This window comes from Nonomuraea thailandensis (assembly GCF_024172165.1).
Taxonomy (GTDB): Bacteria; Actinomycetota; Actinomycetes; order Streptosporangiales; family Streptosporangiaceae; genus Nonomuraea; species Nonomuraea thailandensis.
On record NZ_JAMZEB010000002.1, the window covers coordinates 6,618,376 to 6,642,217 of the forward strand.

At 72.4% G+C, this 23,842-nt stretch carries 21 protein-coding genes; 7 read left to right on the plus strand and 14 right to left on the minus strand.

The features are described from left to right. Positions 1 to 36 precede the first annotated feature (36 nt). The gene (locus HD597_RS34175; RefSeq protein WP_253747321.1) at positions 37 to 1,422 is read left to right on the plus strand and encodes an NCS2 family permease; all 1,386 of its coding nucleotides are present in this window, start codon (positions 37 to 39) and stop codon (positions 1,420 to 1,422) included. On the opposite strand, the gene HD597_RS34180 is transcribed toward HD597_RS34175, so the two are convergent. Next, positions 1,419 to 2,411 carry an excalibur calcium-binding domain-containing protein gene (locus tag HD597_RS34180; protein ID WP_253747323.1) on the minus strand — a complete coding sequence of 331 codons (993 nt, stop codon included), beginning with the start codon at positions 2,409 to 2,411 and terminating at the stop codon, positions 1,419 to 1,421. The genes HD597_RS34175 and HD597_RS34180 overlap by 4 nt on opposite strands. 150 nt (positions 2,412 to 2,561) lie before the next feature. Between HD597_RS34180 and ald the strand changes: the two genes are divergently transcribed. Then, complete coding sequence (ald, locus tag HD597_RS34185) at positions 2,562 to 3,677, plus strand: alanine dehydrogenase (RefSeq protein WP_253747325.1); 1,116 nt, start codon at positions 2,562 to 2,564, stop codon at positions 3,675 to 3,677. Positions 3,678 to 3,765: 88 nt separating this feature from the next. After that, positions 3,766 to 4,263: an EF-hand domain-containing protein gene (locus HD597_RS66075; RefSeq protein WP_308210745.1), complete on the plus strand. Its 498-nt coding sequence runs from the start codon at positions 3,766 to 3,768 to the stop codon at positions 4,261 to 4,263. Positions 4,264 to 4,330: 67 nt separating this feature from the next. Here the strand turns inward: HD597_RS66075 and HD597_RS34200 are convergent, their stop codons facing one another. Further along, positions 4,331 to 5,044 carry a thioredoxin-like domain-containing protein gene (locus HD597_RS34200; RefSeq protein ID WP_253747327.1) on the minus strand — a complete coding sequence of 238 codons (714 nt, stop codon included), beginning with the start codon at positions 5,042 to 5,044 and terminating at the stop codon, positions 4,331 to 4,333. 134 nt (positions 5,045 to 5,178) lie between these two features. On the opposite strand from HD597_RS34200, the gene HD597_RS34205 reads away from it, so the two are divergent. After that, positions 5,179 to 5,808 (plus strand): DUF305 domain-containing protein, encoded by a 630-nt coding sequence (locus HD597_RS34205; RefSeq protein WP_253747329.1) that lies wholly within the window; start codon positions 5,179 to 5,181, stop codon positions 5,806 to 5,808. 2 nt (positions 5,809 to 5,810) lie between these two features. Beyond that, positions 5,811 to 7,211: a phytoene desaturase family protein gene (locus HD597_RS34210; protein ID WP_253747331.1), complete on the plus strand. Its 1,401-nt coding sequence runs from the start codon at positions 5,811 to 5,813 to the stop codon at positions 7,209 to 7,211. Between the two features lie 72 nt (positions 7,212 to 7,283). Here HD597_RS34210 and HD597_RS34215 read toward each other — a convergent pair whose 3' ends face one another. The 6 genes from HD597_RS34215 to HD597_RS34240 form a co-directional block, all read right to left on the minus strand. Further along, complete coding sequence (locus HD597_RS34215; protein WP_253747333.1) at positions 7,284 to 8,336, minus strand: threonine aldolase family protein; 1,053 nt, start codon at positions 8,334 to 8,336, stop codon at positions 7,284 to 7,286. Further along, positions 8,333 to 8,962 (minus strand): SDR family NAD(P)-dependent oxidoreductase, encoded by a 630-nt coding sequence (locus tag HD597_RS34220; protein ID WP_253747335.1) that lies wholly within the window; start codon positions 8,960 to 8,962, stop codon positions 8,333 to 8,335. The genes HD597_RS34215 and HD597_RS34220 overlap by 4 nt, the downstream gene beginning before the upstream one ends. Next, positions 8,959 to 11,106: a DUF6421 family protein gene (locus tag HD597_RS34225; protein WP_253747337.1), complete on the minus strand. Its 2,148-nt coding sequence runs from the start codon at positions 11,104 to 11,106 to the stop codon at positions 8,959 to 8,961. The genes HD597_RS34220 and HD597_RS34225 overlap by 4 nt, the downstream gene beginning before the upstream one ends. 77 nt (positions 11,107 to 11,183) lie before the next feature. Next, positions 11,184 to 11,840, minus strand: coding sequence for a response regulator (locus HD597_RS34230; protein ID WP_253747339.1), 657 nt, complete (start codon positions 11,838 to 11,840; stop codon positions 11,184 to 11,186). Positions 11,841 to 11,919: 79 nt separating this feature from the next. Then, positions 11,920 to 13,779 (minus strand): serine/threonine protein kinase, encoded by a 1,860-nt coding sequence (locus tag HD597_RS34235; RefSeq protein ID WP_253747341.1) that lies wholly within the window; start codon positions 13,777 to 13,779, stop codon positions 11,920 to 11,922. Next, on the minus strand, positions 13,779 to 15,242 hold the full coding sequence (locus HD597_RS34240) for a zinc ribbon domain-containing protein (protein WP_253747343.1): 1,464 nt from the start codon (positions 15,240 to 15,242) through the stop codon (positions 13,779 to 13,781). Before HD597_RS34240 ends, HD597_RS34235 begins: the two co-directional genes overlap by 1 nt. A 103-nt stretch (positions 15,243 to 15,345) precedes the next feature. Here HD597_RS34240 and HD597_RS34245 point away from each other — a divergent pair, with 103 nt between their 5' ends. Together HD597_RS34245 and HD597_RS34250 are read left to right on the plus strand one after the other, a co-directional pair. After that, positions 15,346 to 17,358, plus strand: coding sequence for a hydantoinase/oxoprolinase family protein (locus HD597_RS34245; RefSeq protein WP_253747345.1), 2,013 nt, complete (start codon positions 15,346 to 15,348; stop codon positions 17,356 to 17,358). Next, positions 17,355 to 19,016: a hydantoinase B/oxoprolinase family protein gene (locus HD597_RS34250; RefSeq protein ID WP_253747347.1), complete on the plus strand. Its 1,662-nt coding sequence runs from the start codon at positions 17,355 to 17,357 to the stop codon at positions 19,014 to 19,016. Before HD597_RS34245 ends, HD597_RS34250 begins: the two co-directional genes overlap by 4 nt. Here the strand turns inward: HD597_RS34250 and HD597_RS34255 are convergent. The 6 genes from HD597_RS34255 to HD597_RS34280 all read right to left on the minus strand — a co-directional run bounded on the left by HD597_RS34255 (position 19,009) and on the right by HD597_RS34280 (position 23,840). Continuing rightward, on the minus strand, positions 19,009 to 19,377 hold the full coding sequence (locus HD597_RS34255; protein ID WP_253747349.1) for a Uma2 family endonuclease: 369 nt from the start codon (positions 19,375 to 19,377) through the stop codon (positions 19,009 to 19,011). The genes HD597_RS34250 and HD597_RS34255 overlap by 8 nt on opposite strands. Further along, positions 19,374 to 20,015, minus strand: coding sequence for an adenosylcobinamide amidohydrolase (locus HD597_RS34260; protein ID WP_253747351.1), 642 nt, complete (start codon positions 20,013 to 20,015; stop codon positions 19,374 to 19,376). The genes HD597_RS34255 and HD597_RS34260 overlap by 4 nt, the downstream gene beginning before the upstream one ends. Then, on the minus strand, positions 20,012 to 20,785 hold the full coding sequence (locus HD597_RS34265; protein WP_253747353.1) for an ABC transporter ATP-binding protein: 774 nt from the start codon (positions 20,783 to 20,785) through the stop codon (positions 20,012 to 20,014). The genes HD597_RS34260 and HD597_RS34265 overlap by 4 nt, the downstream gene beginning before the upstream one ends. Continuing rightward, positions 20,782 to 21,816 carry a FecCD family ABC transporter permease gene (locus HD597_RS34270; protein WP_253747355.1) on the minus strand — a complete coding sequence of 345 codons (1,035 nt, stop codon included), beginning with the start codon at positions 21,814 to 21,816 and terminating at the stop codon, positions 20,782 to 20,784. Before HD597_RS34270 ends, HD597_RS34265 begins: the two co-directional genes overlap by 4 nt. Position 21,817: 1 nt before the next feature. After that, on the minus strand, positions 21,818 to 22,771 hold the full coding sequence (locus HD597_RS34275) for an ABC transporter substrate-binding protein (protein ID WP_253747357.1): 954 nt from the start codon (positions 22,769 to 22,771) through the stop codon (positions 21,818 to 21,820). Between the two features lie 199 nt (positions 22,772 to 22,970). Further along, positions 22,971 to 23,840 (minus strand): Gfo/Idh/MocA family protein, encoded by an 870-nt coding sequence (locus tag HD597_RS34280; RefSeq protein WP_253747359.1) that lies wholly within the window; start codon positions 23,838 to 23,840, stop codon positions 22,971 to 22,973. Positions 23,841 to 23,842: the final 2 nt, after the last annotated feature.

Sequence of the window (23,842 nt, forward strand, 5' to 3'; positions counted from 1 at the left end):
AGGCAACCCGGCATTCCCCCTGATCACAAGGGGGGAATGGCGGTGCTCGACAGATTCTTCGAGCTCACGGGGCGGGGCACCACCGTAGGCCGCGAGGTGCGTGGCGGGCTCACCACGTTCATGGCCATGGCCTACATCATCCTGCTCAACCCGATCATCCTGGCCGGGGCCAGGGACGTTACGGGCGCCCGCCTGACGATCGGCGAGCTGACCACCTCCACCGCGCTGGCCGCGGCGATCACCACGCTGCTCATGGCGTTCGTCGGCAACGCGCCGTTCGGGCTGGCCGCCGGGCTCGGCCTGAACGCGGTCGTCGCCTACCAGGCCGCCCCGCACATGACCTGGGCGCAGGCCATGGGCCTGGTCGTGCTGGAGGGCTTCGTCATCATCGTGCTGGCCGTGACCGGCCTGCGCACCCTGATCATGAACGCGATCCCGCTGGCGCTCAAGCACGCGATCAGCGTGGGCATCGGCCTGTTCATCGCGCTGATCGGCCTGGTGGACGCGGGCTTCGTCGCGGCGGGCACGGGCACGCCCGTGCAGCTCGGCGCCACCGGGCACCTGACGGGCTGGCCGGTCGCGGTCTTCTGCTTCGGCCTGCTCCTGATGATCCTCCTGTACGTGCGCCGCGTCCCTGCCGCCATCCTCATCAGCATCGCCGTGACCGCGGCGCTGGCCATCCTGGTCAACTCGCTCAACACCATCGACCCGGCGTCGTGGGGCGTGGTGGCGCCGCGCATGCCGGAGGCACTGGTCTCGGCGCCCGACTTCGGGCTGGTGGGGCAGTTCGACCTGTTCGGCGGGTTCGTCACGGCGGGGGCGCTGACGGCCACCGTGGTGCTGTTCACGCTCGTGTTGTCGGGCTTCTTCGACGCCATGGGGACGATCATCGGCGTCAGCGACGAGGCCGGGCTCGTGGACGAGCAGGGCCGGGTGCCGCGGCTGGGCCGCATCCTGACCGTGGACGGCGTCGGCGGCATGGTGGGCGGCGTGGCGAGCGCCTCGGCCAACACGGTCTTCGTGGAGTCGGCCGCCGGTGTCGGGGAGGGCGCGCGCACCGGCCTGGCCAGCGTGGTCACGGGCGCGCTGCTGGGGCTGACGCTGCTGTTCACGCCGCTGGCGATGGTGGTGCCAGCCGCCGCGGCGGCGCCCGCGCTGGTGCTGGTGGGGGCGCTGATGATGATGCAGAGCAGGAACGTGCCGTGGGACGACCTGGATCTGGCCGTGCCGGCGTTCCTGACGATCGCGCTGATGCCGTTCACGTACTCGATCACGAACGGCGTGGGCGCGGGCGTGATCGTCTACACGCTGATCAAGGCGGTCAGGGGGCGGTTCTCGGAGATCCCCTGGCTGCTCTGGGTGGTCTCGCTGATCTTCCTGGCCTACTTCGGCATCGACTGGCTGGAGGAGCTGTTCGCCTAGCGGATGTCGCCGCTGTTGCAGGCGACGCCGTTGTTGTCGGCGTCGGTGTACCAGGCGTACTCCTCGTGCGTGCCCTTGTAGTAGGGCCCGTCGCCGGCCGCCACGGCCTCCTTGCAGCTCGTGTAGCGCTTGTCGGTGCCGCCCCGGCCGCTCGTGGCGGGCGCCGTGCCGCCGGGCCGGGACGTGCCGGTGGTGCCCGTGGTGGAGCCCGTGGTGGAGCCCGTGGTGGAGCCCGTGGTGCCGGTGCCGGCGGTCGGCTGGCCCGTCGTGGCGGGGCCGGTCGGCTGCCCGCCGGGGGTGGGGCCCGTGCCGGTGGTGGGCGGCGTGGCCGGCTGGCCGGTGGGGGGCGTGGACTGGCCGGTGGGAGCGGGCGTGGTGCCCGTGCCCGGGGCCGGCGTGCTGCCCAGCAGCCGGGTCACCAGCGCCTCGGCGGCCTGCTTGGTGAAGCCGGCGATGCTGACGCTGTCGCCGTCCATCGGCTGGGTCACGATGGGCGCGGCCAGGACCGTCTTGGGCTGGTCGGCCTGCGAGGGCGCCAGCACGATCGCGACCGGCTCCTGCGCGGGCGCCAGCTCGTCGATGAGCCGCACCAGCTTCTCCTTGAACGCCGGCGCGACCGCGATGCGCACGGAGTACAGGCCGTCGTCCTCGCGCAGCGGCTCGATCCGCTGCACGGCGCCGACCGTGACGCCGTCCTCCAGCAGGTAGCAGGTGCTCTGCGCCTCGTCGAGCACGGCGGGGTCACCGGGGCAGGGCGCGGGCTTGGTCTCCCTGACCGGCGCGAAGTGGATGGGCACCGACAGGTAGCGCGGGGCGGCGCCCCCTAACAGCGGCATGTCGGGGCTCTTGGTCATCAGGACGGCGACCGTGCCGAGCACGCCTGCGATGAGCACGACGAGCACCAGCGAGACGATCAGCACGATGGTGGTGAGTCTGCTGGCGGTCGGCTCCCCCGGGTCCGCGGGTGGCGGCTCTTCCGGCTTGTCCATCGATGACGATCCCATCCTGACGTTCGGGCTGCCGGTGAGCCTATCGAGGAGAAGGCACAGCGGGGTAATCCGCCGGATAATCCTCATGCAACTGTGAGACCGGAGGAAGATCGGAGGAGGAATCACCGGATCGCCGGGAAGAGTGACGGCATGAAGGTCGGTGTGCCGCGAGAGGTCAAGAACAGCGAGTACCGGGTGGCGCTGACCCCCGCGGGGGTGCACGAGCTGGTCCGCCACGGTCATCAGGTCCTGGTCGAGCGCGACGCGGGCGCCGGCTCCGCGATCCCCGACGCCGACTTCGCCGCCGCGGGCGCCGTCCTGGTGCCCGGCGCCGACGAGCTGTGGGGCGCGGCCGACCTGGTCATGAAGGTCAAGGAGCCGGAGGCGGAGGAGTACCACCGGCTGCGCAAGGGGCTGGTGCTGTTCACGTACCTGCATCTGGCCGCGTCGCGGGCGTGCACGCGGGCGCTGCTGGAGTCGGGCTGCACCGCGGTCGCCTACGAGACGGTCCAGACGGCCGGCGGCGCGCTGCCGCTGCTGGCGCCCATGTCGGAGGTCGCGGGGCGGCTGGCGCCGCAGGTGGGCGCCTACCACCTGATGCGCTCGGCGGGCGGCAGGGGCGTGCTCATGGGCGGGGTGTCCGGGGTGCGCGCGGCGCACGTGGTGGTGATCGGGGCCGGGGTCTCCGGCATGAACGCCGCCGCGATCGCCCTCGGCATGCAGGCCGAGGTGGTGCTGCTCGACATGAACATCGACAAGCTGCGCCAGGCCGACCTGATCTACCAGGGTCACTGCCAGACGGTCGCCTCCAACACGCTGGAGATCGAGCGCGCGGTGCTGGAGGCCGACCTGGTCATCGGCGCGGTCCTCGTGCCGGGCGCCAAGGCCCCGACGCTGATCGGCAACGACCTGGTCAGCCGGATGAAGCCGGGCTCGGTGCTGGTGGACATCTCGATCGACCAGGGCGGCTGCTTCGAGGACTCGCGGCCGACCACGCACGAGGAGCCCACGTACCGGGTGCACGATTCGGTCTTCTACTGCGTGGCCAACATGCCGGGCGCGGTGCCGCACACCTCGACGTTCGCGCTGACGAACGTGACGCTCCCGTACGCGCAGGCCATCGCCGACCTGGGCTGGCAGCGCGCGATGCGCGCGGACCCCGCCCTGGCGCTCGGCCTGAACACGCACGAGGGCCGCGTGACCAGCCGCCCCGTGGCCGAGGCGCACGGGCTGGAGTGGACGCCTCCGCAGGAGGTGCTCGGCTGAGCGGATTCCCCGTTGCCTCTGGGCAGATCGCACCCCAAGAGTTACGCTAAGTTGCGATCAGCTACTCACCGTGATGATCGGAGTGGTGATGTCCCAGCCGAGCTTCCGCGCGAGCGCGGAGCGCAACTTCACTGACCTGGACGCCGACGGCGACGGCCTCCTGACCCGGCACGACTACCTGGCGCTCGCCCAGCGGCGCCTGCAGCAGACCGGCGTCCGGCCCGACTCACCCGACGGCGAAGCGGTGGTGGAGGCGTTCCTCAACGCCTGGGACACCCACGCCCGTGCCCTGGACACCGACAGCGACGGGGAGATCAGCAAGGAGGAGTACGTCCGTTCCTTCGAGATGCTGGTGCGCACCGGCACGCTGGAGGCAGTGCTGACGCCGATCTCCAGGGCCACCTTCACCGTGGCCGACCGCGACGGCGACGGCCGGATCAGCGCCGAGGAGTTCCGCGCGTTGTGGACCCATCCGGGCACCGACCTCAGCGCCGCCTTCGACAGGGCCGACGCCGACGGCGACGGGCGGATCTCCTTCGAGGAGTTCGCCCGCGCCCGCCGCGGCCTGCTCGTCGGCGAGGCCTGAGCCCGGCTGGGCCCGGACATGCGTCAGGGCCCGGCGGGGGCCGGGCCCTGGCGTGTCTGCGGTGCCGCTACTGCTGCTGGGAGGGGCTGGCCGACGGGGCGAGCGTCTCCATCGGCGTCTGCTGCTGGCCCGTGGGCTGGGGCGGCAGCGGCGCCTGGTCGGCCGTGGTGGTGATCGCGTCCTGGCCGCCGCAGGTGGCGCCCGGCTCGGGCGTGTCAGGCCCGTTCTGGTAGCGCTTGATGAACGCCCCGAGCTTCGGGTCGGCCGGGTCGGTCAGCTTGAGCTGGTGCCCCCAGGAGGAGACCACGATCGGCGACGGCAGGTTGGTGAACGGGCTCATGAGCATGTAGTCCTGCTGCCCCGTGGAGGACGCGACCTCCTTCAGCTTGTCCACCTGCGCCTTGGGCAGGTCGGGCCGGTAGGTGATCCAGACCGCGCCGTGCTCCAGCGAGTGCACCGCGTGCTCGCTGTGAATGGGCTTGTCATAGATCGCGCACTGCTGCCAGTAGTTGTTGTGCTCACCGCCCACCGGCGGCGTCTCCTTGTACGCGACCGTGTTCCAGACGTGCTGGCCGGCGTCGTACTTGACGCTCGTCACGGCGTCCAGCGAGGTCTGCCTGGCCTGGTTGACCAGGTAGAAGCCGACCACGCCGACGAGCACCACGATGATGAGCCCGCCCGTGCCCCACATCAGCAGTGCGGCGCGGCGTTGTTTGCGCTTCTGCTCGGCCCGCATCTTCTGCAGGTGCTCGCGCCTCGCCTGCGCCTTCTCCTTCGTCATCGTTCCTCCATCGGCGTACCAACTCCGGGTCACCCTATGCCCTCCCGGCGTATGCGGAGAATAAGCGCGGCATAAGGGTACGATCACAGCCCCCTCCCGCAGGTGGGTACGCTGGAACGGCCATGGAAAAGCCGGTGAGAAGACCCGTCCTGATCGTCTGCGGCGTGCTGGTGCTCGCCGCGGCCGCGTTCCTGCTGTTCGGCCGTGACGGCACGCCCGCCGACACCTCGCCGGAGGCGGGGTTCGCGCGCGACATGGCCACGCACCACGCCCAGGCCGTCGACATGGCGTTCGTCATCCGGGACAAGGGCCCCGCCAGGGAGATCAGGAGCCTGGCCTTCGACATCATCAACACTCAGGCCAACCAGCGCGGCATGTTCCAGGGCTGGCTCCAGCAGTGGGGGCTCAGCCAGGCGACCGACCAGCGGCCGATGGCCTGGATGAGCGGCCACGGGCACGGCGGCACGCCCTCCGCCGGCGCCACGCCGGGGGTGATGCCGGGCATGGCCTCGGCCGAGGAGCTGAGCAGGCTCAAGGCGGCGCAGGGCACGCAGGCCGAGGTGCTGTTCCTGCAGCTCATGATCCGCCACCATGAAGGCGGCGTGCAGATGGCCGAGGGGCTGCTGAGGCTGTCCACGCGCAGCGAGGTGGTCAGCATGGCGCAGAAGATCGTCGACGGGCAGAGCGGGGAGATCAAGCTCATGACGGAGCTGCTGGCGCAGCGCGGGGCGCAGCCTTACCCGTCGATGCTGAAGAGCCAGTAGCGGTGGGCGCCGACGCGGTCGTCGTGGGGTCGGGCCCCAACGGGCTGATGGCCGCGATCATGCTGGCCCGCGCCGGCCGCGAGGTGCTGCTGCTGGAGGCCGCCGACCGGTTCGGCGGCGGCCTGCGCTCCGGGGAGCTGACGCTGCCGGGGCGCGTGCACGACCTGGGCGCGACCGTGATGGCGATGGCGCTGGCCTCCCCCGCGTTCCGCGCGCTCGATCTCAAGGGCGTCGAGTTCGCCCATCCGCCGGTGGCCGCCGCCCATCCGCTCGACGGGCGGCCCGCCGTGCTGGTGCACCGCGACGTGCGGCGCACCGCCGCCGGGCTGGGGCCCGACCGGGCCGCCTGGACGGCCACCGTGGGAGCGGCGGTGCGGGCCGGGCTGCCGCTGGTGGAGCTGCTGCTCAAGCCGCTGGGGCCGTGGCCGGCCTCGCCGCGGGTGTTCGCGCAGGCCGTCAGGTTCGGGCTGGCGGCGGCGCTGCCCGCCACGACGTTCGCCGGCGGGGCGTTGCGCACCGTGGAGGCGCGGGCGCTGCTCGCGGGCATGTCCGCGCACTCCATGCTGGACCTGCGCTCGCCCATCTCGGCCGGTTACGGGTTGTTGCTGGCGGTCCTGGCCCACCTGGTGGGCTGGCCGGTGGTGCGGGGCGGGTCGCAGGTGCTGGCCGACGCGCTCGTGGCCGAGCTCAGATCGCTCGGCGGGCAGGCGGTGAGCGGGCATCGGGTGCGGCGCCTGGCGGAGCTGGACGCGCCGGTCGTCGTGCTCGACGTGACGCCCAGGCAGCTGCTCGCGATGGCCGACCTGCCCGCCGCGTACCGGCGGCGGCTGGAGCGCTTCCGGTACGGGCCCGGCGTGTTCAAGCTGGACTGGGCGCTGGACGGGCCGGTGCCGTGGCGGGATCCGGCGGTGGCGTCGGCGGGCACGGTGCACCTGGGCGGGACCCTGGAGGAGATCGCGCTCAGCGAGGCCGAGACGGCGGCCGGGCGGGTCTCCCCCCGGCCGTACGTGCTGCTCGTCCAGCCGTACGCGGCCGATCCGACGCGGGGCGGGCACACGCTGTACGCCTACTGCCATGTCCCCCACGGCTCCCGGGCCGACATGACGGACGCCATCGAGACGCAGATCGAGCGGTACGCGCCGGGGTTCCGCGACCGGGTGCTGGCCCGGCACGCCATGGGGCCGGCGGCGCTGGAGGCCGACAATCCCAACCTGGTGGGCGGGGACCTCGGGGGCGGGCTGGCCAGCCTGACGCAGTTCGTCCGCCGGCCCGTCTGGTCGCCCGCCCCGTGGCGCACGCCGCTGCCGGGGGTGTTCCTCTGCTCGTCCTCGACGCCGCCGGGGCCGAGCGTGCACGGGATGGGCGGCTGGCAGGCCGCCCGCCTGGCCCTGCGCGGTCACTGAGCCGCGCCTACCCCCGGCCGGTTCACGTGCGGCGCCCCGCGTCCCGGCCGGCCCGTGCGTACCGGCCGAGGCTCAGCGGCGCGTGTCGGCCATCTCCTCGGCGAGGGCGGCCGCGAAGGCGTCCACGTCCTCCTCCGTCGTGTCGAACGCGCACATCCACCGCACCTCCCCGTCCGTCCAGTCGTAGAACTTGTACCGCTTGCGCAACCGCTCGGCCACGTCCTCCGGCAGCACCGCGAACACGGCGTTGGCCTCGACCGCCCTGGCCACCCGCACCCCGGGCACCCGCCCGACCGCCTCGGCCAGCCGCCGCGCCATCTCGTTGGCCCGGCGGGCGTTGCGCAGCCACAGGTCGCCCGACAGCAGCGCCTCGAACTGCGCCGACACGAACCGCATCTTCGACGAGAGCTGCATGAACGTCTTGCGCAGGTAGTCGACGCCGGTGGCCGCGTCCGGGTTGAGGACGACGACGGCCTCGCCGTACATCAGGCCGATCTTCGTGCCGCCGAAGGAGAGCACGTCCACGCCCGCGTCGGTGGTCAGGGCCCGCATCGGGACGCCGAGCGCGGCGGCGGCGTTGGTCAGCCGGGAGCCGTCGAGGTGCACGAGCAGGCCAAGGTCGTGGGCGTGCGCGCAGATCGCGGCGATCTCGTCGGCGGTGTAGACGGTGCCGAGCTCGGTGGTGTTCGAGATCGAGACCACCTTCGGCTGGGCCCGGTGCACGTCGCCGAAGCCCCACGCCTGCCGGTCGATCAGCCCGGGGGTGAGCTTGCCGTCGGGCGTGGGCACGGTGAGCAGCTTGATGCCCCCCGCCACCTCGGGCGCGCCGCCCTCGTCGGTGTTGATGTGGGCGCTCTCGGCGCAGATGACCGCCTCCCACTGCGCGGTCATGGCGCGCAGCGAGACGACGTTGGCGGCGGTGCCGTTGAACACCGGCCAGGCCTGCGCCCGCTCGCCGAAGTGCCGCTGGAAGACCTCCTGGGTGGCCTCGGTGTAGACGTCGTCGCCGTAGGAGGTCTGGTGACCGCCGTTGGCGGCGACGATGGCCTGGAGGATCTCGGGGTGCACCCCGGCGTAGTTGTCGCTGGCGAAGGCCTTGAGCCGGGGGTCGTGCCGGGGGTTCAAGAAGTGAGGTCCAATCGTGTGCCGTTGATCTCGGCGGCGGGCCGGTCGTAGAGGCCGCCGATGGCCGCCGCCAGGTCGTTGACGTCGGTGAAGCCGGGAAATCCGCCTTCGGGGTCCTGTGCGCGCATGGCGTCGTTCACCAGGGCCTTGACGACGAGGACCGTCGCGGCGCTGGAGGTGCCCTTGAGCGCGTCGGCCAGGGAGAGCGTCCAGGCCTCCGCCGCCGCCTTGGCCGCCGCGTAGACGGCGCCGCCGGCGCCCGGCCGCTGCGCCGCCTTGGCGGAGACGATCACGAAGCGGCCGTTCTCGCTGCGGCGCAGCAGCGGCTCGAAGGCCAGCGAGACGTGCTGGAGGGTGCGGATCAGCAGGTCGTGCAGGACGTCCCAGTCGTCGAGGCTGGTCTCGGCGAACGACCTGCCGCCGCGCCAGCCGCCCACCAGGTGCACCACGCCGTCCACGTGGCCGTGCTCGCGCTCGACGCGGCCGGCCAGGGCCTGGACGGCGGCGCGGTCGAGCAGGTCCACGTCCTTCTTGCCCACCCCGATGACGGTGTGACCGTGCTTGCGGAAGTATCGGGATACGGCGTCACCTGTGGGCCCGCCGGCCCCGGTAACCACAATGATCATGCTCGGAGTCCCCTAGTCGATTCGACCACGTCTGTCAGCTTACGGCGCAGCGCCTCGTAGAACATGCTGAGCGGGAACTCGTCCGGCAGCACCGCGTCCACCTTGGCCTTCTGCTCCTCCGGCAGCGCCTCGACGCCCTTGGCCCAGGTGGAGCCGGGGTGCGGGGCCACGTACGCGCTCACCAGCTCGTAGGCCGCCAGCCAGTGCGCCAGCTTGGACCGGTCGATGCTGTCGCGATACAGCTTCTCGACCTCGCCGCGCAGGTCGGCCACCCCGTCCGCGACCCGCTCCCAGTCGACCGTGAGCCGGTTGTCGGTCCACCGCACGACGTCGTTGCGGTGCAGGTAGGCGAACAGGAGCTGCCCGCCGAGCCCGTCGTAGTTGCGCACCCGCTCCCCGGTGACGGGGAACCGGAACAGCCGGTCGAACAGGATCGCCGTCTGCACGTAGCGGGCGTACGGGACTCCCCGCCGCTCCAGCTCGACGGCCTCCCCGAACGCGGTCAGGTCGCAGCGCAGCTCCTCCAGCGCGTACAGCCAGTACGGCATCCGCTGCTTGATCATGAACGGGTCGAACGGCAGGTCGCCGTGGCTGTGCGTGCGGTCGTGCACCAGGTCCCAGAGCACGAACGTGTCCTGCGCCAGCCGCTGCGAGGCCAGCAGCCGCTCGGCGTCCGGCGGCAGGTCCAGCTTCAGCGTCTCGACGGCGGCGCTGGAGACCCGCCTGAACCTGGCGGCCTCGCGGTCGGCGAAGATCCCACCCCAGGTGAACCGCGCGGGCGCCTGCCGCACCGCGACCGTCTCCGGGAACAGCACGGCCGAGTGCGTGTCGTAGCCGGAGGTGAAGTCCTCGAACGCGATCGGCACGAACATCGGGTTGTCGTAGCCGCCCGCCTCCAGCTCGGCCAGCCAGCCGGGCCAGATCGTACGGATCCAGACGGCTTCGAGGTTGCGCAGCGGGTTGCCGTTCTGCGTGTACATGGGGAACACCACGACGTGCTCCAGGCCGTCCTCGCGCTGGGTGTCGGGGTGGAAGAGGTCGAGCGAGTCGAGGAAGTCGGGCACGCCGAGGTCCTGCGCGGCCCACTTGCCGAGGTCGTCCTGCACGGCCTGGAGGTAGGCGGCGTCATGGGGGAAATATCCCGAGATTTCGCCTACGCGCTCCTTGACCCGCTCCACCAGGGCCTTGGCCCGCTCCTTGTCCTCCGCCGGCACGGAGCCGTCCTTGACCTGGAGCGGCCGCAGCTCCTCCACGGCCTCCTTGAGCCGGGCGAACAGCGCGGCCTTGGTCTCGGCGCCCGCCCGCCCGGCGGCCTCACCACGCGCCTCGGCGGCCACCCCGTCAGCGGCCTCGCCGCGCGCCTCGACGGCGGCCTCGTGGCGGGCCGCGCCCGAGCGTTCGTCACCGGGGAGCCTGGCGGCCCAGGTGATCACGTTCTGCCAGAGCGCGCGGTGGTCGTGGTCGTCGATGGAGTCGTCACCGAACAGGTCGGAGTCGGCGAACACCACGACCCGCCCGCGCCCGTGCCGCAGCGCCACGGCCAGCGGCTCGCCCGCCGGGTCCGCCTGCGCCGAGGTGGCGAAGAGCACCTCCGCCCCCTCCGCCGCCAGCGTGCCCGCGCGGTAGAAGCAGGCCGTCCGCACGCCGGCCAGCAGCCCGGAGCCGCTGGAACGTTCCCCCAGCACCCACGTGGCCACGTCCCGGTAGGCGTGCCGGGGGTCGCGCACGGTGGTGTGCCGGACGTCCACGCCGAACCGGGCCAGCAGCTCGCGCACGTTGTTGCCGTACTTGTCCTGCTCCTCCTCGGCCAGCACGACCAGCCCGCCGCCGCCCGCCACGAACGCCTCGACGGCGTCCAGCTCGGCATCGGCGAGGACGGGGCTGCCCTGGCCCGTCGTGCGCTCCCACCGGTCGTTCGACGGGTGCGCGATCACGAGGACGTCCTGGTCCGCCAGCGCGCCGGGACCGAGCGGGCCCGTCGTGTGCGCGGTGACCGTGTGCCCCAGATGCCGCAGCAGCCCGGCCGCGCGGGCGTAGCTGGTGTCGTCGGGATGGGCCGGGTTGACGGACTCGGCCAGCTCGCGCCTGATGGTCCACGACTCGCTGTGAGCCTCGTCGAACAGCACCCTGGGGAACGATCCCATGAAATATCTCCTGCATCTGCCGCCTGATACAGGAAAATATACACATATTTACGCCATTGCTCGCTAGTCCCTCCCGGCTAGGCGGCCCCAGGCCGTACCACGCCCGTCTCGTACGCGAACACCACGGCCTGCGCCCGGTCCCGCAGCGACAGCTTCATCAGCACCCGCGCCACGTGCGTCTTGACCGTGGCCTCGCCGACGTACAGGTCCCTGGCGATCTCCGCGTTGGTGAGGCCGCGCGCCAGCAGCCGCAGCACCTCCAGCTCGCGCGGCGTCAGCTCGGCCAGCGCGGGCGACGGAACGGGCTCGGCGCGGCCCGCGAACGTGGCGATCACCCGGCTGGTCACGGCCGGGTCGAGCAGCGCGTCACCGGAGTACACCACCCTGATCGCCTCCAGGAGCTGCTCCGGCGGCGAGACCTTCAGCAGGAAGCCGCTGGTGCCGGCGCGCAGCGCGGCGTAGAGGTTCTCGTCGGTGTCGAACGTGGTCAGCGTGATCACCTTGGGCGGCGAGGGGGTGTCGAGCAGTTCCCTGGCCGCCGCCAGCCCGTCGAGCCGGGGCATCGAGATGTCCATGAGGACGATGTCCGGCCGTGTGCGCCTGGCCACGACGACGGCCTCACGCCCGTCGGCGGCCTCCCCGACGACTTCCATGCCGGGGTCGCTCTCGACGACCATGCGCAGCCCGGCCCTGACCATCGCCTGATCGTCGGCGATGACTATGCGAATGCCCACACGCGGAGGTTAGACGCCGGGTGCCTCCTTGAACACCGGGAGAACACCCGCGCCAAGCCGTACGCAAGTGAGTTCCAAGTCAGGACAGCCGCACGCTCTGCCTGATCCTCGTCTGGGTGGCGTCGTCGCAGGTGGTCTTGCCGCAGAAGTACATGATCAGCATGGTCTTGGGCTCGCGGTCGATCACGTAGCTCACGAAGGCCACCCTGGCGCCGCTGGCCGGGTCGTGCAGGGAGCCGTCGAAGCGAGTGGCGGGGCTGCTGCCCGCCTGGTCCTGCACGGGCTTGTCGAGGTCGACCTGGCCGGGGAGCAGGGCCTCCATCTTGGGTTTCATCATCTCGGCGGTGCCGCTGGCGTCGAGGGTGTCGGAGACCTGGACGTACACGCCGGCGACGCCTTCGGGGTCGTTGTTGACGATCTCCTTGACCTTGGACCAGTCGGCGCCGGGGCCGGCCACGAACAGGTCCTCGAACTCCGAGGCGTGCGAGGACGCCACGGCGAACAGGTCCTGGTGGGTGCGCACCGTCCAGTCGCCCGGATAGTCGAACGTGAGCGGCGCGGCGGCGCTGGTCTTGTAGTTCATCCAGGTGTCGCCGCGATTGTTCATGATCACGAACGCGACCAGCGCGAGCGCGGCCACGGCGGCCACCAGCGTGGCGGCCACGATCGGGATCCGTCCCGGCCGCCTGCTCGCGACCGGCCGCGCCTCCTGGGTGGGCTGCCCGGCCGTTCCCCGCGGGTGCGTGAACGGGGCGGCGAACGGCGGCACGGACCCCGGCCCGGAATGCGGCCCGGAATGCGGCCCGGAACCCGGCAGGGAGTGCGGCCCTGAGCCCGGGCCTGAGCCCGGCAGGGAGTGCGGCCCTGAGCCCGGCCCGGTACCTGGCCCGGAGCCCGGCGCCGCGTGCGCTCCCGAGCCCCGGCCCGGTTGCGGCATGGCGTGGTGCGGCCCGGACGGGGGCGCGGCGTGCGCTCCTCCCGGGCGCTGCACGGGGTAGGGCCCGGAGTGCGGGCTCTGTCCCGGCGGCGGCACGAGATGTTGCCCCGGCCCCAGCGGGGAGCCGAGCGCGCCGAAGGGATCGGCGAAGGGGTCGTACTGGTGCCCGCTGATGGCGTCGCGCAGCGCGGTCACGAACTCGGTGCAGGTCGCGTACCGCTGCTCGGGTGACTTGGCCAGCGCGCGCATGATCACGCTGTCGACCTGCGCGGGCAGCTCGGGCCGTAGCTGCGACAGCGGCGCCGGCTGCTCGGCCAGGTGGGCCCAGAGCAGCGCGATGTCGTTCTCGCGCTGGAACGGCAGCCGCGCCGACAGCGCCTCGTAGACCACGCAGGCCAGCGCGTACTGGTCGCAGCGGCCGTCGATGTGCTCCTTGTTGATCTGCTCGGGCGACATGTAGCGCGGCGTGCCGATGAACTGGTCGGTCTGCGTCAGCCCCGAGATCGACGAGCGGTGCTTGGTGATGCCGAAGTCGGTCAGGTAGACGTGGTCGCCGGCCAGCAGGATGTTGGCCGGCTTGACGTCGCGGTGGATCAGGTCGTGCGCGTGGGCGGCGTCGAGCGCGGCGGCCACCTGCGCGAAGATCTGGTTGGCCTGGCCGAGGGGCAGCGGCCCGCGGTCGTAGATGAGGCGGCGCAGGTCGAGGCCGTCCACGTACCGCATGGCGATGTACAGGACGCCGTCGACGTCGGCGTTCGCCTCGTAGATCGGGATGATGTTGGGGTGCTCGATGCTGGCGACCGTCCTGGACTCCAGGATGAACCGCTGCCTGAACCTGTCGTCGACGCTGAGCACCGGGTTGAGGATCTTCAGCGCCACCCGGCGGCTCAACCTCGGGTCGAGTGCCAGGTAGACGACGGCCATGCCGCCCTTGCCGACGATGTCCTCGATGTAGTACCCGGCCACCTCCTGGCCGATGAGCGATCTTTCGTTCAATGGCATCACGTCTCGATGGGGTGGCCGCAGTAGCCGCAGAAGCGGTGCGCCGGTCCGAGCCTCATGCCGCACGAGGTGCAGTACTTGATCGCCGGGTCGGGCGCGGTCATCACCTGCTGCTGCTGCGGGACCACTTGGAACGACTGGGACCGCCGCACGACCACGGTCTGGTTGGCGCCGTCGTCGAACGGTGGACTGGCCGCCAGCGGCTGTGGCAGTTCTGTCTGTCTTTCAGGAGTGCGGCGGCGCCACAGCAGATACGCTCCGCCCCCGGCGGCTATGAAGAGAATTCCCGCCGCCGCGATGAACGGCCACAGCGGCGTGGACGTCTCGGGCTCGGCCGCGGCCTTCTTCGTGCCCTGGTCCTCGGGGCCGCCCCGCTTGGCCAGCGAGGTCTTCAGCAGCGCGGCGGCCACCACGTTGCCGGGGTAGAGCTCCAGCACGCGCTGGAAGCCCGGCGCGGCCTCGGTGTAGTACTTCGTGTGATAGCGGGTCAGGGCCGCCTCGAAGGCGGTGTCGATCGCGCCCCTGCGCGGCACGATCTTGGCGGCGGTCAGGATGGCGGTGACCTCCTTGACGCCGATCATCTTGCCGTCCTTGCCGCCTCCGACCAGCAGGCCGATGACGTGGCCGTCCTTGTCGCCGATCACCGGGGCGCCGACGAGACCCTTGTCGGCGAGGCCGCCCAGCTTGACCGGCTCGTCGACCTTCTTCTCGGGGTCGGCGAACGGCCGGCCGGCGCCGCCCTGCACGCCGCCCTTGCCCAGGTGGGCGATCTCGACGGTGTGTGCCACGTTCGGGCCCGGCCTGCCCAGGAAGCCGGCCACGTTCGTGGGCGAGCCCTCCTGGTCGGGCACCTTGTCGGCCAGCGGCGCGGTCGGCATGCCGACGCCGCCGGCGGCGGGGGTCAGCGGCACCAGCACGGCCGGGTCGTCGGGGTTGGGGCCGGCCTTGATGCACTTGACCTTGTAGCCGTCGGGGCTGGCGGGCGAGACGTTGGGGAAGGCGGTGATCTCGGTGGTGACGCTGACGATGCAGGTCGCGGTGTCGCTGTCGGGGGCGTAGCACTGCTGCAGGTGACGGTCGAGCACGTCGTCGGAGAGCTTGTGCTTGTCGTAGTCGGCCGGGATCTTCACCTTGTGGTGCTCGGCGAAGATCTTGTTGGCGGCGTAGACGGCGACGTCGTTCGGGTTCACCGCCAGGCGCCTGAGCGCCACGATGGTGCCGTCGGGGTTGACGACCGTGCCCGTGCCGGCGGCGAACGGCAGGGTGTAGGAACGGTCCACATGTTTCAGCTCGCCGACGTGGTCGAGCAGGGTGATCTTCACCTGGGACACGGCTTCCAGCCGCACCACGGCCGGGCTCACCAGGTCGGTGATCCCGCTCGGGTGCTCGTGGGCCACGACCGGCGTCGCGATGAGCACCAGTGCCACCGCGGCGCCACCGGCAAGAGCTGTGAGGCGCGCCATCTCCGCTCCAAACACTGGAATAGGACCAGGTTCCCAATCACCTGGCGTAAGTCAATAGACCACCAGATAGACAAGCGCTTGCTCGGGGACATAACGTGCCTGAATGGGATACGCGATCGGCGTCGATGTCGGCGGCACCTTCACCGACGTGGTCCTGAGCGGCCCGTCCGGAGCGATCTCCGTGGCCAAATGTCTGAGCACCCACTACGACCCCATCGCGGGCATCGTCTCCGGCGTTACGCGCGTGCTCGGCGGCCGGGACCCGGCGCAGGTCACGCGGGTGGTGCACGCGACCACTCTGGCGACCAACGCCGTGCTCGAACGCAAGGGCGCCCGGGTCGCCTTCGTCACGACCCAGGGCTTTCGCGCCACCATCCCGCTCGGCCGGTACGCCCGCGTCGAGGAGGACCGCTACGACCTGCGCTTCACCCCGCCGCCTCCCCCGGTCGCGCCGGGCGACTGCTTCGAGGTGGTCGAGCGCGTCTCGGCCCGCGGCGCCGTGCTGACCCCCCTCGACACCGCTTCGGTACGCCGCGCGGCCGCCGCGATCGCCGACCGCGGGATCGAGTCGGCGGCGGTGTGCCTGCTGCACGCGTACGCGAACCCGTCGCACGAGCGCCAGGTGGCGCGGATCCTGCGCGAGACGATCCCCGCCGTCGTCACCTCCTCCGAGGTGTGGCCCGAGATCCGGGAGTACGAGCGGGCCACCACCACCATCATGTCCGCCTACATCGGCCCCCTGATGGCGTCGTACCTCTCGCGGCTGGGTGAGCGGCTGGCGGAGATCGGCATCCGCGCGCCCGTCCACGTGATGGAGTCCAGCGGCGGGGTGATCTCGGCCGAGCTCGCCGCCAGACGGGCCGTGGCCACGATCGAGTCGGGCCCGGCGGCGGGGGTGCTGGCGGCGGCGGGGGCCGGGTTCCCGGACGCGATCTCGTTCGACATGGGAGGCACCACCGCCAAGACGTGCGTGGTGCGCGGCGGCCGGCCGGAGATCACGCACGAGTTCCACGTGGGCGGCAAGGGCAGCTTCGGCGGGCGGCGGGCCGGCACCGGCGTGCCCATCAAGACCCCGGCCATCGACCTGGCGGAGGTGGGGGCGGGCGGGGGCAGCGTCGCCTGGCTGGACCAGGCGGGCGCGCTGCGCGTCGGCCCGCGCTCGGCCGGCTCGTCCCCAGGGCCCGCCTGTTACGGCCTCGGCGGCTCCGAGCCCACCGTCACGGACGCCAACCTCGTGCTCGGCTACCTGTCCTCCGCGTCCATCCCGCTGTCGCCGCCGCTGGCGGACAAGGCGCTGGACCGGCTGGCCTCGCCGCTGGGGGTGTCGCGGGAGGCGGCCGCGTACGCCGTGCACGAGATCGTCAGCGCCTCGATGGCGGCGGCGGTGCACGTGGTCACGGTGCAGCGCGGCATCGACCCCCGCGGTTTCGCCCTCGTGGCGTTCGGCGGCGCGGGGCCCATGCACGCGGCCCGGATCGCCGAACGCTTCGGCATCGCGACCGTCGTGGTGCCCGCCCACTGCGGGGTGGCCTCGGCGGCGGGCCTGCTGTCGGGAGCCCTGTCCACCTCACGCGTCCTGTCGCGCCTCGACGCCCCCGACCCCGAGGCCCTCTTCACCTCCCTCGCCGAGGAGGCCGCCGCCGACCTCGGCGTCCCGCTCACCTCGCCGGGGGTGCGGGTGCTGCGCTCGGTGGACGTCCGCTTCAAGGGCCAGTCCCACGACCTGACGGTGGACTGGTCCGCCGACCGCGCCACCCTGGAGTCGCGCTTCTTCACCAGGTACGCGCAGGTGTACGGGATCACGCAGCGGGGCGAGATCGAGCTGGTCAGCTACCGCGTCCGCGTCACCACCCCACCGGACGGCGCCCCGCCCGGCAGCGGCCCGCCCCTTCCCCCTTCCGGCGAGCCCGGCACGCGCAGGGCGTACTTCCCGGAGTGCGGCGGCTACACCGACGTCCCCGTCCACACCAGGGCGAGCCTCGCCCGGGCAGGCGGCGCCGCACCCGGCCCTGCCGTCATCGAGGACCCCGAGTCCACGACCGTCGTCCCGCCCGCCTGGACCGCCGCCCTGACCCCCGCCCACGCCGTCCACCTCACCAGGAGCAGCGCCCCATGACCACGGACCCCCTGACCGCCGAGGTGCTCAGGAACGCCCTGGTCGTGGCCGCTGAGGAGGCCGGCATCGTGGTGGTGCGCTCGGCGTACTCGACGTTCATCGTCGAGGGCTCCGACGCCTCCGCGGCCGTCCTGGACGCCCGTGGCCGCCTGATCGCCCACTCCATGGCCACCACGCTGATGAACAGCATGGCGCTCAAGCTCGCCCTCCCCGAACTGCTCAAGGACATCCCCCCGGAGACCATGCGCCCCGGCGAGGTGTACGCGCTCAACGACGCCTACCGCGGCGGCGTGCACACCAACGACCTGCTGGTCTACCGCCCCGTCTTCGTCCGGGGCTCTCCCGCCTACTTCACCGCCACCATGATCCACGTCTCCGACTTGGGCGGCCTCTCGGCAGGCGGGATGGCCCCGCTGGCCACGGACATCTTCCTGGAGGGCCTCCAGCTCCCCCCGGTGCGCCTGGCCACCGCCGCCGGCCTGGAACCGGCGGTCGAGGCGATCCTGAGGGCCAACAGCCGCACCCCGGACAAGGTCATGGGCGACGTGCGCGCCCTCGTGGCCGGCACGGCGGTGGCGGCCGCCCGCATGGAGTCCCTGATCGCCGAGTACGGCGAGCACGGGCTGGCCGCGGGCGTGGCCGGCTACCTCGACCACACGGAGGCCGGGACCAGGGCGGCGCTGGCGGAGCTGCCCGAAGGCCGGTTCGAGGCGTCGTACCCGATCGACGACGACGGGATCGACCCGGACCGCCGCCACCACGTCCGCGTGGCCGTCACGCTCGGCCACGGCACGGCGGCGCTGGACTTCGCCGGCACGGACCCGCAGGTGCCGGCCGCGATCAACGCCTCGGCGTCGCAGTCGCTGGCCGCCGCCGTGTTCGCGATCCGGTGCTTCCTCGACCCGGCGATCCCCATGAACGACGGCTGCCTGCGCGCCATCGACGTGCACCTCCCGGAGGGCTCGCTGCTCAACGCCCGCTCCCCGCACCCCTGCGGCGGCCGGTACGTGCCCATCTACGCCGCCATGGAGGCCGTCTTCCAGGCGCTGTCGGACGCGGTGCCCGAGCGCGCCATCGCGGCCAGCGGGATCCTGCAGCCGTTCTCGATCTCGGCGGTGGGGGCGCCGTACTGGATCCACCTGTCGTACGACTTCGGCGGCGTGGGCGCGCGCCGCGGCCTGGACGGGCCGGACGCGACGGGCGTGCACTTCGGCGTCGGGCGGAACTCGGTGCCGCAGGCGGAGCCGGTGGAGAGCCGCTGCCCGCTGATCGTGGAGTCGATCGAGACGATCCCCGACTCGGGCGGCCCCGGCCGGTACCGGGGCGGGCTGGGGTCGCGGACGGTGTACCGCTTCCTGGCGGACTGCCACGTCACGACGCGCGGCGACCGGCTCCGGCTGGCCCCTCCCGGCCGGGAGGGCGGGCTGCCGGGGCGGCTGGGCGGGTTCTACCGGCGGCGGCTGGACGGGACGGTGGAGCGGCTGGCGTCCAAGGTGAACAACGTGCGGTTCGCGGCCGGGGAGGCGTTCATCGTGGAGACGACGGGCGGGGGCGGGCTGGGGCCCGCGGCTGAGCGGAATCGGGAGGCGGTGCTGGCGGACCTGGACGCAGGACGCGTCTCGGCACGGGGCGCGGCCGAGGACTACGGGCTCAGATGAGGTCGGCCGGGTCGAAGGCGACGGGAAAGGGCACGCTCAAGGTGAGCGTGACCCCCGCCGCGTGCACCTGTGGCCCTCGACAGGAATCGCCGTCGAGGTCATGGACATAGAGCGCCGGGCCTTCGTCGATTTCGACGCGCCAGTAGGACGGGATGCGCGCCGCGCCATGGACCAGGGGTTTGAGCGCTCTGTCGAAGGTCTTGCTCGCCGGGCTGACCACCTCCACGGCGAGCAGCACGTCGTCGGGCTCGAACGTGAGCTTCGCCTCCTGGTGCGACGGGCTGGGGGCAGGGCTGACGATCAGACTTCCGTCGCCGAGCTCATAGCCGTGCCCATCGTCCGGTTGCTCGAACAGCCTCACTTCAAGTGACGGGGCCGCCACGACTCGGCTCCGCGCCGGACCGCCGCGTGCACAGCCCGCGCCGCCCGAGCCCCCCACTCCGACCGGGGCCCCCCGAACACCTCCTCCTCCCCCGCGACGGGCACGGCCACGCACACAGCGTCGGAAGCCGTCCCCGTGCCCGCGAAGCCCGTCTCGACGAGCGCCTGCGTCTTGGCCTCCGTGACCGTCATCACCGCGTTAACCAGCGCCGCGTCCGTCATCGCCACGGGCAGCACGACCACGATGTTGATCGTCCCCACCCGCATCGGCGCCAGCTCGGGATCCACGTGTCCCTCGGGCGCGGCGGCCCAGGTGGGCACTCGCAGCCCCACGGTCGCGTACGCCTCAACACCCCCATCGGCGGCCCGCACGTAACGATCCACGGAGGCCGCCGTCATCATCCCGACCCCGGCCCCCTCCCGGGGCCCCAGGGACACCAGGTGATCGACCGGGTCCATCCGTGCGTACCCGGCCACGACCTGCGCGTTCAGCACCCACTCCCGGGGCCCGATCCCGCCCCCGAGCATGGCCGAGGAGATCATCCGCCATCCGGGCCCGAACTCCCAGAGCAACGCCCCGAGCCGGGCCCCCTCCTCCACGCGATAGCTGAGCTTCACGACCCTCCCCGCACCAGGTGCACGACGGGCCGCCCGTCGGGCCCTGGCTCGATCTTCACATGCGCGTCGAAGTGCCGTCCCACGAGTTCCTCGGTCAGCACCTGGGCGGGCTCCCCGGAGGCGACGGCCCGGCCGCCGGTCAGGAGCAGCAGGGAGTCGGCGTAGAGGCCGGCGACGGTGAGGTCGTGCAGGGTGGTGACGACGGTCAGCCCGTCGGTGCGCCGCAGCCGGTCCACCAGCTCCAGCACCTGCTGCTGGTGCCCGAGGTCGAGGGCGGTGGTGGGCTCGTCCAGCAGCAGCGCGGGGGCCTGCTGGGCGAGCGCCCTGGCGAGCACGACGCGCTGCCGCTCGCCGCCGGACAGCTCGCCGACGTGGCGGCCGGCCAGCGCCGTCAGGTCCAGCCGCTCGATCACGGACTCCGTCACCTCGCGGTCGTGCCGGCTCTCGCGCCCCAGGTAGGGGATGTACGGCGTGCGCCCCAGCAGCGCGTAGTCGAAGACCGTCATCTCCGGCGGCAGGGCGGGCGTCTGCGGCGCGTACGCCAGCAGCCTGGCCCGCTCGCGCGGCTTGAGCCCGCCGGACGGGCGGGAGTCGAGCAGGACGCCGCCCCGGTGCGCCACCAGCCCCATGAGGGCCTTGAGCAGGGTGGACTTGCCGGCTCCGTTGGGCCCGATGACGCCCACCCACTCGCCGCGCCGCACTTCGAGGTCCACGCCGTCGAGCACGTCGCGCTCGCCGAGCCGCACGGACAGGCCGCGAGCGCTGATCATGTGGCGGCCCGCCGGGTCATGCGCAGGACCGCCACGAAGAACGGCGCGCCCACGAACATGGTCACGACGCCGATCGGCAGCTCGGCCGGCGCGATGACGGTGCGCGCCACGAGGTCGGCCAGCACGAGGAACGCCGCCCCGCCGATCAGCGAGAGCGGCAGCACGATCCGGTACGAGCCGCCCGCGATGCGCCGCACGACGTGCGGCACCACGATCCCGACGAACCCGATCAGCCCGCTCACCGCCACGGCCGCCGCGGTGGCCAGCGACGCGGCCAGCAGCACCATGAGCCGCACGCGGGCGGCCCGCAGGCCCAGGCTGGTGGCCTCCTCGTCGCCGACGGACAACACGTCCAGCATGCGCCCGTGCAGCAGGAGCAGCACGGCGGAGACGGCGGCGTACGGCAGGACGAGCCAGAGCTGGTCCCACCCTCCGCCGACGTCGCCGAGGATCCACGAGTAGATGCGCTGCAGCTCCTCGACCTTGAACTGCTGGACGAACGTCTGGATCGCGGTCAGGAACGAGGTGACCGCCACCCCGGCCAGCACCAGCGTGGCGGTGCCGCCGGCCCGCCCGGCGGTGTTGCCCAGCGTGTACGCCAGGAACACCCCGCCCACGGCCCCCAGGAAGGCCGCCACCGGAATGCTCCCTGCCACCGACGGCAGCAGCACGATGGCCGCGGTCGCCGCGAGCCCGGCCCCGGCGGCGGCGCCCAGCAGGTACGGGTCGGCGAGCGGGTTGCGGAAGACGCCCTGGTACCCGGCGCCGGCCATGGCCAGCAGCCCGCCGACCACGGCGGCGACGAGCACCCGCGGCAGCCGCAGCTCGAACAGCAGCCCCTGCTCGACGGGCGCCAGCCCCGAGTCCACGTGGGTGAACGGCAGCCAGTCCACGACCTGCAGCACGACCTGCCAGGGCGAGATGTCGGCCGCCCCGTCGAGCAGGGCGGCGATCATGGAGACCGCCAGCACGCCCAGCGCGCACACCACCCACAGGGGCCGGGCCCTGGACGGGCCCGCCTGTGTCACCACGTCAGCTCGTGCCCGCCTTCGAGACCGCGGCGCCGATGGCCTCGGCCAGGTCGACCACCCGCGGCCCCCACCGGGAGGCGATGTCGTCGTCGAGCTGGACCACCTGGTCGTTCTTGATCGCGGACAGGTTCTGCCATCCGGGCCGCTCGGCCAGGGTGTCCTTGCTCTGCCGGCAGCACTTGACGTCGGCCAGGAAGATCAGGTCGGGGTCGGCCTGGGCGACGAACTCGGCGGACAGCTTGGGGTAGCCGCCGGCCGCGTCGGGCGCCTTGTCGGCGATGTTGGTCAGGCCGAACAGGCCGTAGATCTGGCCGAGGAAGGTCTTGGACGTGGCGGCGTACGGCGTGGTGTCGAGCTCGTGGTAGTACGTGAGCTGCTTGTCCTTGGGCGCCTTCGCGGCCAGCTCGTCGATGGCCGCCTTCATGCCGGAGACGACCTCGTCGGCCTTGGCCTGGTTGCCGGTGGCGGCGCCGAGCTCGGTGATCTCCTCGTACGCCTCGTCGAGCTTCGTGGCGGCCGGCTGGAGCAGGACGGGCACGTTCACCTTGCCCAGCTCGGCCACGACCTTGTCGAGGTCGTCGGAGACGATGACGAGGTCGGGCTTCTGGGCGACGATGGCCTCGACGTTCGGCTTGAAGCCGGACAGGTCGGTCTTGGGGGCCTCGGGCGGGAAGTTGGACTGGTCGTCGACCGCGACGACCTGGGGGCCCGCACCGATGGCGAACAGCGTCTCGGTGTGGGTGGCCGACAGCGAGACGATCCGCTCGGGCTTCTTGGGGATGGTGACCTTGCCGTTGCCCGCCTCGATGGTGACGGGGAAGCCTGCGGCGGCGGAGGGGGAGGCGGGAGCCGGGGTGGGGGCGGACGCTGTGGTGGTGCCGCCGCCCTGGCCGCATCCGGCCAGGAGAAGCGTTCCCAGCAGCGCGCCCGCGAAGGCCGTGCGTACGGGCCTCACGAGAAGTCCTTTCACACTGTTCGGAACCGAGAGACCCGCGTAGAGCGACGGATCACCCTTTTCCACGAGGGTTGATGACGTCAGCGCGGAGGCAGGCGACCTGGCTATGACAGTTGCGGGACAGCGCCGGACTCACACCGGACTTCGCTGCGCTCTGCGCATCGGACAAACGTTATCAATGCCCCAGATGCCGCCCGCGTCAAGGGGCGAGTTGAGCCTGCGCCGCGGCGATGATCCGCTGCAGCCGCAGGCCGTGGGCGGCGTCGAGAGGGTGCCCGCCGCCGTCGCGCACGGTCCTGGCGAACTCCTCGGCGACCGTCTCCAGGGGGTCGTCGTCGAAGTGCGGCAGGACGGCGCTGCCCGCGCGGCCGTACACGGCGAAGGAGGGCGGGGGCGGGTCGCCGGCGGCGGTCATGCACAGGGACACCTCGCTGACGGCGCCGCCCTCGTGGTCGAGCAGCAGGCCCGTCCAGCCGAGCGGGTCGCCGTGCGCGCGGACGCCGGTGACACGGCCCAGGGCGGCGTCCAGGAGGTCGATCACGTGCGGGCCGACGTCCAGGAGCGGGCCGTGCGCGTGCCGCCAGGGGGTGGCGAAGGGGTGGTCGGCGAGGAGGAGGCCGGAGATGTTCGCGGCGTGGCCGCCGACGGGGTCGATCCCGGCGCAGCGTTCGAGGAACGCGCGCGTCTGCGGGGCGTACCGGAGGGTGAGCACGAGCTGGGACGCCACGCCCGCCTCGGCGACGGCCCCGGCCACCCGCTCGGCGTTCTCCAGGGTGTCGGCGAGCGGCTTCTCCAGCAGCAGCGCCTTGCCGGCGCGGGCGGCGCGCACGGCGTACTCGGCCTGTACGGCGGGCGGCACGCAGAACGCCACGGCCTCGCAGTGCTCGAACAACTCCTCGACCGTCGCGAACACGGGCGCCCCCAGCTCGGCGGCGGCCTCCGGCCTGCGCGCCCACACCCCGGCCAGCCGCGTGTGCGGCCCCTTGGCCAGCATCGGCGCGTGCGCCATCCGCGCCCACGGCCCCGCCCCGATCAGTCCCACCGCCACCGGCTCACGTCGATTGTCCACCG

Coding starts and splice junctions, on each gene's coding strand:
- HD597_RS34175 (WP_253747321.1), top strand. CDS start 37: ATGGCGGTGCTCGACAGATTCTTCGAGCTCACGGGGCGGGGCACCACC.
- HD597_RS34180 (WP_253747323.1), bottom strand. CDS start 2,411: ATGGACAAGCCGGAAGAGCCGCCACCCGCGGACCCGGGGGAGCCGACC.
- ald (WP_253747325.1), top strand. CDS start 2,562: ATGAAGGTCGGTGTGCCGCGAGAGGTCAAGAACAGCGAGTACCGGGTG.
- HD597_RS66075 (WP_308210745.1), top strand. CDS start 3,766: ATGTCCCAGCCGAGCTTCCGCGCGAGCGCGGAGCGCAACTTCACTGAC.
- HD597_RS34200 (WP_253747327.1), bottom strand. CDS start 5,044: ATGACGAAGGAGAAGGCGCAGGCGAGGCGCGAGCACCTGCAGAAGATG.
- HD597_RS34220 (WP_253747335.1), bottom strand. CDS start 8,962: ATGATCATTGTGGTTACCGGGGCCGGCGGGCCCACAGGTGACGCCGTA.
- HD597_RS34225 (WP_253747337.1), bottom strand. CDS start 11,106: ATGGGATCGTTCCCCAGGGTGCTGTTCGACGAGGCTCACAGCGAGTCG.
- HD597_RS34235 (WP_253747341.1), bottom strand. CDS start 13,779: ATGCCATTGAACGAAAGATCGCTCATCGGCCAGGAGGTGGCCGGGTAC.
- HD597_RS34240 (WP_253747343.1), bottom strand. CDS start 15,242: ATGGCGCGCCTCACAGCTCTTGCCGGTGGCGCCGCGGTGGCACTGGTG.
- HD597_RS34245 (WP_253747345.1), top strand. CDS start 15,346: ATGGGATACGCGATCGGCGTCGATGTCGGCGGCACCTTCACCGACGTG.
- HD597_RS34250 (WP_253747347.1), top strand. CDS start 17,355: ATGACCACGGACCCCCTGACCGCCGAGGTGCTCAGGAACGCCCTGGTC.
- HD597_RS34265 (WP_253747353.1), bottom strand. CDS start 20,785: ATGATCAGCGCTCGCGGCCTGTCCGTGCGGCTCGGCGAGCGCGACGTG.